Here is a 10,194-nt window from a genome sequence, read left to right on the forward strand (position 1 = left end):
TGTATGGATTGCTAAGTTTTATTACTTACCATTCAATCTATTAACGGAGGTGGCTATATATGACACATATAATTCCATTCCCTTACCACCTAATATAGATAAACAAAAGTTATTTTTAACAATAATATGCTAAGAATCCGTTTATTAACAGCAACTATAACTTGAAAAAAATCATAGGCAAGATAAAATAAAATCCAAATCAACTTGGTAAATTCAAACTGAATTTATTAAAAAATAGTTATCACAAAAGGAATCTTCAATGGAAAAAATTAATTATTTTAAGAGAAATATGCAATGCGCCCAATAATAACCTCAATTTTTGTAATGTTTTTGTTATCTGGATGCGTAACTTTCAAACAAGGAGAACCATTGGATAATGGAGTTATAATTTTTTTAGAATCAGAGTACCCACAATATTCTACACATCGATTTAAATTCATTAAAAGTGTAGACCTCCATGTTAAGCCAATATTATTTAATAGAATTAAAGAGTATTGTAAAAATAAAAATGCAAATTTTGAACAATACACTATATACTCAGGATGGTGTATAACAAAGGATAAAATTCCTTTATTTATTATAAGTAGAACAGATATAGATGCAAAATTGGGAACGATGGGGATATTTGAAAAACAAAATTTTGTTTCTGATAATGAATGGACAACATTTTCAAAAGAATTTTATCCTTATCTATGGTCTGAATATAATAAGAGAGAAAGATGAAGTCACTATTAATCACTTTTTTAGTTTCTTGTTTATTGGTTGGTTGTGTTAATGGTAGATTGAGAGTAGGAACACCTCCTGTAAATGGGATTGTAAGTGCCGTTGAAAGTAAATACTCAGAGAGACCAAGCTCAATGGTAAGTGCAGGAGCTATTGTAACACTTCATACTGACACTGATGTTTTTCAATATTTGGAAAAATATTGCCAAGATAAAAAAGCTATATTTGAGAACCCTATACCATGGATAGGGTGGTGTGTAACACAGGACATGTATCCGTTGTTTATTTTTCATGGTGATCCGGTTGGTGGTATGTCTATCAAAGAGAAGTCCACAAACGCTGAAGATAATGACTGGGTAGATTATACAAAGAAATACTTCGGAATATTATGGTACACACACAAATTCGGGGTACCTTTGTAGTTTCTTCTATACCTTTTTCAGATGATGATTTAATTAATCAGGCCTTCCATCATTGTTATTATAGCTTTCTATTATTCCAAGGGAATAGTGGCATCTATACTCACACCAGCTAAATTTGGAGTGTACTAATTTAACTTTAAGACGCCAGTTTGAGTATATTGAACAAAGGAGCAAGAAGAATCTAAGATGGAGATGGACATGCACCTTGCTAAAGAAGGGCATTGTGATAACTGATTTTAGCTATAACTGAATCTTTGGGTTTAAGAATGGCCGAATAATTCGGCCATTCCAAAAGTTCAAAAGGAACTCAGCCTTCATGCAAGCCACATTCCCGCTTCAGGCCAAAAAAGCGGGTTTGTTCTTCACTCATACCCGGTTCCCATTTTTGCGTCGTATGGGTATCCCCTACAGAAAGGTAGCCTTGATCCCATAAAGGATGATATTCAAGACCATGCTCTGTCAGGTATTGATGTACCTTGCGATTGTCCCAGTCGATAATCGGCAGTATCTTGTAAACACCACGCTGCACTGCCAACACTGGTAAATTAGCTCGGCTTTCCGATTGCTGACGACGTAACCCTGCAAACCATATCTGCGCATCCAATGTTTTCAGCGCACGGTTCATCGGCTCAACTTTATTGATCTGGTTATAACGTTCAATCCCATCAACGCCCTGTTCCCACAGTTTGCCATAACGCGCTTCCTGCCAAGTCGGGCTTTGTTCTGCACGAAATATTTTCAGGTTCAGGTTTAGTTTATCAGCCAGTTTATCGATGAACTGATAAGTTTCCGGAAACAGGTAGCCGGTATCCGTCAGGATAACAGGAATATCAGGGTATTCCTGCGTGACCAGATGCAGGCAGACTGCCGCCTGAATACCAAAACTGGATGAAAGGACAAACTCACCGGGCAGATGTTCCAGTGCCCATATGACGCGTTGACGAGCATCCAGTAACTCCAGTTGTTGGTTTGTCTCAGTGAGCGCTTCCGTGCGCTGCTCAGGAGACAAAGCCAGTAACTCAGCTAAATGTGGCTGGCTCATACTGCTTCCTGCCAGTCGTAAAAGTCGATAGCGGAGTTCAATACAGGTTTGACAATGTCAGTTCGGATCAGGAAATCGCCAAAGTCTTCATTTTCATTACGCTCTGTAGCCCAGCGACCAATAAGTTCATCCAGAATAGTCAGGATCTCAGCAGAGGTGATATTTTCCTGATACATACGAGGAATTCGACTACCATTGCGATTTCCACCAAGATGCAGGTTATAACGATCCGGCGCTTTGCCCACCAGCCCGATTTCTGCCAGCATCGCCCGGCCACATCCGTTGGGGCAACCTGTAACACGCAGAACGATATGTTCGTGGCTGACACCGTGTTTTGCCATTAACGCATCGACATGATCAACAAAGATTGGCAGGAAACGTTCCGCTTCTGCCATCGCTAATGGGCAAGTCGGAAACGAAACACACGCCATAGAATGGTGACGCAATGAGGTCACTCCGTCATCAATAAGACCATGCGCGCGGGCAATGGATTCAATACGCGCTTTTTCACTTTCAGCCACTCCCGCTACTATCAGGTTCTGATTTGCGGTAAGACGAAAATCACCTTTGTGAATTCGGGCGATTTCTGCCACCCCGGTTTTTAGTGGTTTGTCCGGGTAATCCAGCAAGCGGCCATTTTCAATAAACAGGGTCAAATGCCATTGATCATCAATGCCTTTTAACCAGCCAATCTGATCGCCTCGTTCGGTAAATTCATAAGGTCGGACAGGCTCAAATTTCACACCTGCACGTTTTTCAACTTCCTGCCTGAAAGTTTCAACGCCGACACGCTCAAGGGTATATTTGGTTTTAGCATTTTTACGTTCAGTTCGGTTACCCCAGTCACGCTGTGTTGTCACGATGGACTCAGCAATTGCCAGTGTATGCTCTAGTGGGATATAGCCAAATTCACTTGCCAGACGTGGGAAAGTGTTCTTATCGCCGTGAGTCATGGCTAATCCGCCACCCACCAGCACGTTAAAACCGATCAACTGATCATTCTCTGCAATAGCAACAAAGTTCATATCATTGGCATGCAGATCAACATCATTTTGTGGTGGGATGACAACTGATGTTTTAAATTTACGTGGTAGATACGTTTTACCGAGGATCGGCTCTTCGTCGGTTGTAGCGATTTTTTCTTTATCCAGCCAGATCTCAGCGTACGCGCTGGTACGTGGTAGGAGGTGTTCGGATATTTTCTTCGCCCATTCATAAGCCTGCTGATGCAAAGCCGACTGCACTGGATTAGAGGTACACAGTACATTACGGTTAACATCGTTGGCGGTTGCCAGTGAATCCAATCCCATTTGAGCCAGTAATTGATGCGCCGGTTTGACGTTGTTTTTCAGGATGCCGTGAAACTGGAATGTCTGCCGGTTAGTCAGTCGAATACTGCCATACAGCGTGCTCTCTGTCGCAAACCGATCAATGCCCAGCCATTGGCGGGGAGTAATAATTCCTCCCGGCAGGCGGCAGCGCAGCATCATAGCATGGCGGGGTTCCAGTTTTTGTTCCGCGCGCTCAGCTCTGATATCACGATCATCCTGTTGATACATACCGTGAAAACGGATGAGGAGAAAATTATCGCCTTCAAACCCGCCTGTCAGCCCATTTTTTAAATCTTCGCTGATCGTCCCGCGTAAATAGTTGCTTTCTGACTTCATACGTTCACTGTCAGCGAGTTTACCTTCAACAATCAAAGGACCTTGTTTTTCATTGCTCATTGTTTTCATGATCGTTTTCATTGCCCGTTGGTTTTTATACTTATAGTTTTTTCGTTATTTTTGCTAGTAAACATCTCTCTGATAACGACGTTCGAGGCGCAGTTCACTTAGGAATTCATCGGCCTGCTCTGCATCCATCCCACCCTGTTGTGAAATGATATCCAGCAATGCCTGCTCTACATCTTTTGCCATACGATTGGCATCTCCACAGATGTATAAATGTGCTCCCTCACTAATCCAGCGCCAGATTTCCTCGCCCCGCTCACGCAGCTTATCCTGCACATACACTTTATGCTGTTGATCCCGCGACCATGCCAAATCAATACGGGTGAGTAACCCCTCTTTGACATAACGCTGAAATTCCACCTGATACAGAAAATCTTCTACAAAATGAGGGTTGCCAAAGAACAGCCAGTTTTTACCTTCAGCGCCCTGATTATCCCGTTGTTGCAGGAATGCCCGGAATGGAGCCACTCCGGTACCGGGGCCAATCATGATCACCGGGGTTTGTGGATCGGCGGGTAAGCGGAAGTTATCGTTATGCTCAATAAAGACACGGATGTTGTCATCTTCCTGTAACCGATCAGCCAGATAACCTGATGCCCCACCGGTACGGGCACGACCATCTATGTCATAACGAACTACACCAACGGTAATGTGTACTTCATTTTCGACTTCATCCTGAGAAGAGGCAATCGAGTATAGGCGTGGAGTTAATGGACGTAATATATCGATAAATTGCTGAGCTTCAGGTTGCTGAGATGCCTGCCTGACCATATCCACAATAGGCGTTTTTTGGGCATATTGTTGCAGCGTTGATTTCTCAGAGCACAAAGCAAGCAAACTTTCATCTTTCGTCAGAGCCGCATACTTTTCAACAATAACACCCGTGTTTTGTGTCAGTTCAAGATGGCTGGTCAAAGCCTCACGCAAAGCAAGTGACTTTCCATGTACTGTGACAGTTTCAGTTCCTTCCAGATGAAGCAAACCTATCAACTCATCAACCAATACCGGATCGTTTTCAAACCAAACCCCCAATGAATCACCGGGCTGATAACGCAAACCCGAATCCCCCAGATCAATTTCAATGTGGCGGACATCTTTATCAGATGTGCGTCCGGTGATTTTCTGGTTAACCAATAGAGAAGCAGTCAACGGCGCTTCTTTGGTATAAGGGCTGGAGAGAGCTGTACCAGCCGACACTACTGCCTTTGTTGTGGCTATTGCAGTATTTGCCGGAGTTGGTAAGCGTTGTTTCAGAATATCGGTCAGTTGTTGACACCATTGCGTAGCAATATCCTGATATTCCACATCAGCATCAACGCGATCCAGTAATCGCTGAGCACCTAATTCACTCAGGCGGCGGTCAAAATCTTTACCTGACTGGCAAAAGTGTTCATAGGAGGTATCTCCTAAGCTAAATACAGCGTAAGCCGTCTCTTTCATCGGAGCTGCTTTTTTGGAATGCAGATATTTATGTAGTGCTACAGCTTCTTCAGCAGGTTCACCTTCACCCTGCGTTGAAGCAATAATAATCAATACTCGTTCTTTTGCGATCTGTTTGAATTTATAATCACCAGCATTAACTAAATTCACACTCAAATTCTGCGCCAGCAAAGCGTCTCTGAGCTGTTCTGCCAGACGCCTTGCATTACCCGTCTGAGAAGCCGAAATCAGTGTCACGGTTTCCTGTTCAGGCTCAGGTATGCCTGACACTGCGGCTACCGTGTTGGTTTGCGGTTGAGAATTCAACATTCCCCAAAAATAGCCTGATAACCAAGCCAGTTGGTGCCCAGAAAAATCACTAACCTCTGATTGCAGGCGTGACAATTGTTCCTGAGATACAGGTAGTAATGCAGTTGAAGGTGGTTTTGCAGTCATTATCCAGTGCCCTTTGCTATAGCCAATACCCATGATTAACAGTCACAAACATGGAGTAATCATAAGGTTATCCCAGAACAGGCGTCGGACTTAAAGAAAGGTTAGCAATATCTAATAACTAAATTACCTAACTTTATTTACAGATTTAATATATCGATAAAGTTGTTAAACGCTGGATTTTATTTCTACAGAAAAATCACGTTAGGCGCGAAAGTTCAGGTAGAATAGCCGGCCTTTTGAATTCAGGAAAAAGTATTATGAGCACTACCATCTTTAAAGATTTTCAATTTGAAGCGGCGCATCGCCTGCCACATGTTCCTGAAGGACATAAATGTGGTCGCTTGCATGGGCATTCATTTATGGTTCGTCTGGAAATCACCGGTGAGATTGATCCTCATAGCGGATGGCTCATGGACTTTGCCGATGTGAAAGCCATCTTCAAGCCAATTTGGGAGCGGCTGGACCACAATTATCTCAATGAGATCCCCGGTCTGGAAAACCCAACCAGCGAAGTACTGGCTCAATGGATTTGGAGAGAGTTACAACCAGCTTTGCCACAGCTCAGCGCCGTTATGGTTAAAGAAACCTGTAGCGCCGGTTGTATCTATCGTGGAAAGTAAGACATTCAGCACCAAATTTTGGTGCTGAATGCACAATAAACAAGCGCGAACGCACATCAGGCGATATTTAAGTATTTGTGTGTCTGCATCGAGAAACGCCAGTTACGGGCAATGCAGGTTTCAATACATAAGCGGGTTGCTTCTTCTTTCTGACTGATAGGCTGTAAGGCAATAACCGGTCTGTTATTTTCATCAAGCATAGTCAATAGATCATCCAATGATTCAATATCGCGCTCACGCCCGACAGGGTGCTTAATTTCATTCGCGCGATTCATCGCTTCAGGCAATACTTTGTATCCGCCCCGCATTTTCACTTTTGGTGAGACGGTTACCCAAGTTTTGTCCGTACAGTGGATCGCGTGTGTACCACTCGTTTCTATCTGGCACTGATAGCCTGCATTTTCCAGTGCTTCCGTCAGGGGACGTAAATCATACAAACACGGCTCTCCACCCGTAATTACGATATGACGAGCGGTATATCCCTGACGCGTGAACAAATTAATGATTTGCTCTGGTGTGGCAGCGCCCCAGGTATCGCTATCCTGCGATTTTACCAGTATGTTTTCCATCGCCTGCTGCTTATCAGCTTCTTTTTCCCAAGTATGCTTGGTATCACACCAGCTGCACCCTACCGGACATCCCTGTAACCGTATGAAAACAGCAGGAACTCCGGTAAACACACCTTCTCCCTGCAAAGTCTGAAACATCTCATTTATTGGGTAAATCATAAAAAAACTCTGGTTTTAATAAACTGCCCGTTATTATTACAGATATCTATCCCGCGGACATCCATCTTTATGGTATCGTACGAGGTTGCTTTTGCTGGTATCTGACACCAGACAGGGCATTGTATACCTGAAATAGCATATGCCTGAAATAGCATTGTATGCCTGAAAATACTCTCTGGCATGAAAGATAGATGGGATTAACGAATGCAAGACAATGAAAATCAGCTTAAACAGGGTCTGAGTGTGAGGCATATCCGCTTCATGGCTTTAGGCTCTGCAATAGGCACAGGGCTGTTTTATGGCTCAGCAGCTGCAATACAACAAGCAGGACCGGCTGTATTGCTGGCATATTTAATTGGCGGTGCTGCCGTATTTATGGTGATGAGAGCACTCGGCGAAATGGCCGTTCACCATCCTGTTTCCGGTTCTTTTTCGCAGTATGCAAGCCATTATCTGGGCCCATTAGCCGGTTTCCTGACGGGTTGGCTCTATGTTCTTGAAATGCTGTTTGTTTGCCTCGCTGATATCACTGCATTCGGCTTGTACATGAAATTTTGGTTTCCCGATGTTGATCAATGGATTTGGGTTCTGAGTATCGTCTGTTTTATTGGTGCGCTGAATTTATGCCATGTGAAAATTTTCGGTGAAATGGAGTTCTGGCTTTCTATCGTTAAGGTCACTGCCATTATTGCCATGATCATTGGTGGTCTTGCAATTATGATCTTTGGTTTTGGTCAGACAACAGAGCATGCCACCGGGATCGCTAATTTATGGGAATATGGCGGCTTTATGCCGAATGGCATCAGCGGAGTGGTTGCTTCAATGGCGATTGTAATGTTTGCTTTCGGCGGAATAGAAGTCATTGGTATCACTGCCAGTGAAGCAAAAGATCCGGCAAAAACAATCCCTAAAGCGATTAATGCTGTTCCCTTCCGTATTTTAATCTTCTATGTCCTGACTTTATGTATCCTGATGTGTATCTATCCATGGGATCAAATTGGTCAGAATGGAAGCCCATTTGTACAGATTTTTTCTGATCTGAAAATCAGTGCAGCTGCGCATGTTCTGAATGTTGTTGTTATTACTGCTGCCATTTCAGCCATCAATAGCGATATTTTTGGTGCCGGACGAATGATGTATGGCATGGCTCAGGAAGGACAAGCACCTGAGGCGTTTAAGAAGCTGACCCGAAATGGAGTTCCATGGATGACTGTTCTGGTCATGATTGTGGTTCTACTGCTCGGTGTCATGCTCAATTGGCTGCTTCCCGGCAATATTTTTATTATTATTGCATCTGTCGCCACATTTGCCACTGTCTGGGTGTGGTTGATGATTCTGCTTTCTCATGTGGCTATGCGTCGTAAAATGAGTCCAGAAGAAATCAGAACCTTGAAATTTCCGGTACCAATGTGGCCCACTGCTCCCATAATTACGATTATTTTTATGAGTGCAATTATCCTGCTACTCGGATATTTCGAGCAAACGAGAGATGCTTTATACATTGGCGCTGGCTGGGTGATCATCCTAACCATTGCCTATTTTTTCAGCATAAAGAAAAAACTTGCCACACCTCATCGTGCTAGCCAATAAAATTGGTCTCTAAAAACGCCGGAGCAATTTCCGGCGTTTTGCTCTTTTTGACCTTTCACTACTCTTACTTAATTGAAGATCTTCGTAACTTATAACGAAAATCGGACAAGAAGTGGATTATGATCAGAAGCAATGGTTGTTAAAACGGTTGCACTCTGGACTGTTAATTCACGATAAAAAACAAAGTCTAAGGGTTTACCAAATACAATTGTTCTATGATCGTCGTTAAAATAGACTTCTTTTAGCCCCATGCGCTGTGCAAAACGCTCCAGCACTCTGAATCTCCGACGACTCCACGCATTAAAATCACCGGCAAAGATCACTGGCCCATCATGTAACTTAATATAGATACCAATGTTATCCAACTGACGACTATAAACGTCAACGCCAAGGCTGAAGTTAATGGCATGTACATTCACTACCATCAGCTGCTGTTCATCGGCTAAAGGGTACATAGTAATAAGAGATGATTTAGAAAGCCTTAATATCGGCTCTTTTTCCCTTAACGGACAACAATAGATGGGTGAAGAAGAGGCTAATGTCATCACACCCGATGGATGTTGAGGAATAGCAAATGCAGGTACTTGATCTGCAACCAAGCCACTGGCTGTGATGAATTTCAGTAAGTCAGGAGTGGTTTGTGCTTCTTGCAGTAAAATAAGATCGCTTTTTTCAATTAAGGAAGATAAAACACTTTGCCACCGTGGACGTTGCTGTTTATGGATATTCCAAATAGCAACAGAAAACACATTATTATCAGCAAAAAATGGCTCTCCACATGGCAAGAGTGCTTCTTCAAGTAATCGCGTGGAAGTAGGAAAAACCCTCTCTACAGGCTGCCCTGCGATATATCTTACTGCATAATTTTTATGAGCCAGATTTTTTCTCTCACGGGCTCTTCTCACATACCTATTTCTTATCAAATTGCACCCCAACCTACCTTAATGCATCGACCTTCATTAATATGACACCTCTATAATTGATTGCAATCCTTAGTACTAAAAACAAAGTATGAATTGTAAGAGTAAATGTCAGAATAGATTTTATACAGAAAATCTTTTCCATTTATTAAAAAAGTAACAGATCTGGTAGCAAGTTATTGGTGAGGCGATATTGCAGTACACAAGTATATAGAAGGGCTGATTGAGAATCGAATCAGATACTGATAAAAATAGCTGAAATAGAAAAAACCCTGAGATTTCTCTCAGGGGTTTCTCTAAATCGGTGGCGGTGCGGACGGGACTCGAACCCGCGACCCCCGGCGTGACAGGCCGGTATTCTAACCAACTGAACTACCGCACCACCGAATACTGCTTCATGCTGCCTTTTGGGCTGGCAACACGTCTAAATTGATGTCTGGCAGTGTCCTACTCTCACATGGGGAGACCCCACACTACCATCGGCGCTACGGCGTTTCACTGCTGAGTTCGGCATGGGGTCAGGTGGGACCACCGCGCTATT

Annotated in this window: 9 protein-coding genes, 1 tRNA gene and 1 rRNA gene; 4 read left to right on the forward strand and 7 right to left on the reverse strand. The window is 43.2% G+C overall.

What is annotated here, in order from left to right:
- The first annotated feature begins 294 nt into the window (after positions 1 to 294).
- Both AACX38_RS02305 and AACX38_RS02310 read left to right on the forward strand, forming a co-directional pair.
- Positions 295 to 723 (forward strand): hypothetical protein, encoded by a 429-nt coding sequence (locus tag AACX38_RS02305; protein ID WP_228865654.1) that lies wholly within the window; start codon positions 295 to 297, stop codon positions 721 to 723.
- A complete protein-coding gene (locus AACX38_RS02310; RefSeq protein ID WP_099122801.1) occupies positions 720 to 1,145 on the forward strand; it encodes a hypothetical protein in 426 nt (141 codons plus the stop codon). The genes AACX38_RS02305 and AACX38_RS02310 overlap by 4 nt, the downstream gene beginning before the upstream one ends.
- Positions 1,146 to 1,452: 307 nt before the next feature.
- On the opposite strand, the gene cysH is transcribed toward AACX38_RS02310, so the two are convergent.
- The 3 genes from cysH to cysJ form a co-directional block, all read right to left on the reverse strand.
- Positions 1,453 to 2,187 (reverse strand): phosphoadenosine phosphosulfate reductase, encoded by a 735-nt coding sequence (gene cysH / locus AACX38_RS02315; RefSeq protein ID WP_228865655.1) that lies wholly within the window; start codon positions 2,185 to 2,187, stop codon positions 1,453 to 1,455.
- Entirely contained in the window at positions 2,184 to 3,914 is a 1,731-nt protein-coding gene (gene cysI / locus AACX38_RS02320; RefSeq protein ID WP_228865658.1) for an assimilatory sulfite reductase (NADPH) hemoprotein subunit, read from the reverse strand. Before cysI ends, cysH begins: the two co-directional genes overlap by 4 nt.
- A 63-nt stretch (positions 3,915 to 3,977) precedes the next feature.
- Complete coding sequence (cysJ, locus tag AACX38_RS02325; RefSeq protein WP_228865656.1) at positions 3,978 to 5,795, reverse strand: NADPH-dependent assimilatory sulfite reductase flavoprotein subunit; 1,818 nt, start codon at positions 5,793 to 5,795, stop codon at positions 3,978 to 3,980.
- 257 nt (positions 5,796 to 6,052) lie between these two features.
- On the opposite strand from cysJ, the gene queD reads away from it, so the two are divergent.
- On the forward strand, positions 6,053 to 6,415 hold the full coding sequence (queD, locus tag AACX38_RS02330) for a 6-carboxytetrahydropterin synthase QueD (protein ID WP_099122798.1): 363 nt from the start codon (positions 6,053 to 6,055) through the stop codon (positions 6,413 to 6,415).
- A gap of 56 nt (positions 6,416 to 6,471) precedes the next feature.
- Here the strand turns inward: queD and queE are convergent, their stop codons facing one another.
- A complete protein-coding gene (gene queE, locus AACX38_RS02335) occupies positions 6,472 to 7,143 on the reverse strand; it encodes a 7-carboxy-7-deazaguanine synthase QueE (RefSeq protein WP_099122797.1) in 672 nt (223 codons plus the stop codon).
- A gap of 204 nt (positions 7,144 to 7,347) precedes the next feature.
- Here queE and AACX38_RS02340 point away from each other — a divergent pair, with 204 nt between their 5' ends.
- Positions 7,348 to 8,733, forward strand: coding sequence for an amino acid permease (locus AACX38_RS02340; protein ID WP_228865657.1), 1,386 nt, complete (start codon positions 7,348 to 7,350; stop codon positions 8,731 to 8,733).
- A gap of 89 nt (positions 8,734 to 8,822) precedes the next feature.
- On the opposite strand, the gene AACX38_RS02345 is transcribed toward AACX38_RS02340, so the two are convergent.
- The 3 genes from AACX38_RS02345 to rrf form a co-directional block, all read right to left on the reverse strand.
- Complete coding sequence (locus tag AACX38_RS02345; protein ID WP_099122836.1) at positions 8,823 to 9,611, reverse strand: endonuclease/exonuclease/phosphatase family protein; 789 nt, start codon at positions 9,609 to 9,611, stop codon at positions 8,823 to 8,825.
- A 347-nt stretch (positions 9,612 to 9,958) separates the two neighbouring features.
- A tRNA-Asp gene (locus AACX38_RS02350) sits at positions 9,959 to 10,035 on the reverse strand.
- A gap of 52 nt (positions 10,036 to 10,087) precedes the next feature.
- Positions 10,088 to 10,194 (reverse strand): 5S ribosomal RNA (gene rrf, locus AACX38_RS02355); the annotation flags it as partial.

The sequence above is a fragment of the Xenorhabdus sp. PB30.3 genome (assembly GCF_963895965.1).
In the GTDB taxonomy this organism is placed as follows: domain Bacteria; phylum Pseudomonadota; class Gammaproteobacteria; order Enterobacterales; family Enterobacteriaceae; genus Xenorhabdus; species Xenorhabdus stockiae.

What these genes read in the sequence shown, in the direction of transcription:
- AACX38_RS02305 (WP_228865654.1), top strand. Translation starts at nt 295, where the DNA reads ATGCGCCCAATAATAACCTCAATTTTTGTAATGTTTTTGTTATCTGGA.
- AACX38_RS02310 (WP_099122801.1), top strand. Translation starts at nt 720, where the DNA reads ATGAAGTCACTATTAATCACTTTTTTAGTTTCTTGTTTATTGGTTGGT.
- cysH (WP_228865655.1), bottom strand. Translation starts at nt 2,187, where the DNA reads ATGAGCCAGCCACATTTAGCTGAGTTACTGGCTTTGTCTCCTGAGCAG.
- cysI (WP_228865658.1), bottom strand. Translation starts at nt 3,914, where the DNA reads ATGAGCAATGAAAAACAAGGTCCTTTGATTGTTGAAGGTAAACTCGCT.
- cysJ (WP_228865656.1), bottom strand. Translation starts at nt 5,795, where the DNA reads ATGACTGCAAAACCACCTTCAACTGCATTACTACCTGTATCTCAGGAA.
- queD (WP_099122798.1), top strand. Translation starts at nt 6,053, where the DNA reads ATGAGCACTACCATCTTTAAAGATTTTCAATTTGAAGCGGCGCATCGC.
- queE (WP_099122797.1), bottom strand. Translation starts at nt 7,143, where the DNA reads ATGATTTACCCAATAAATGAGATGTTTCAGACTTTGCAGGGAGAAGGT.
- AACX38_RS02340 (WP_228865657.1), top strand. Translation starts at nt 7,348, where the DNA reads ATGCAAGACAATGAAAATCAGCTTAAACAGGGTCTGAGTGTGAGGCAT.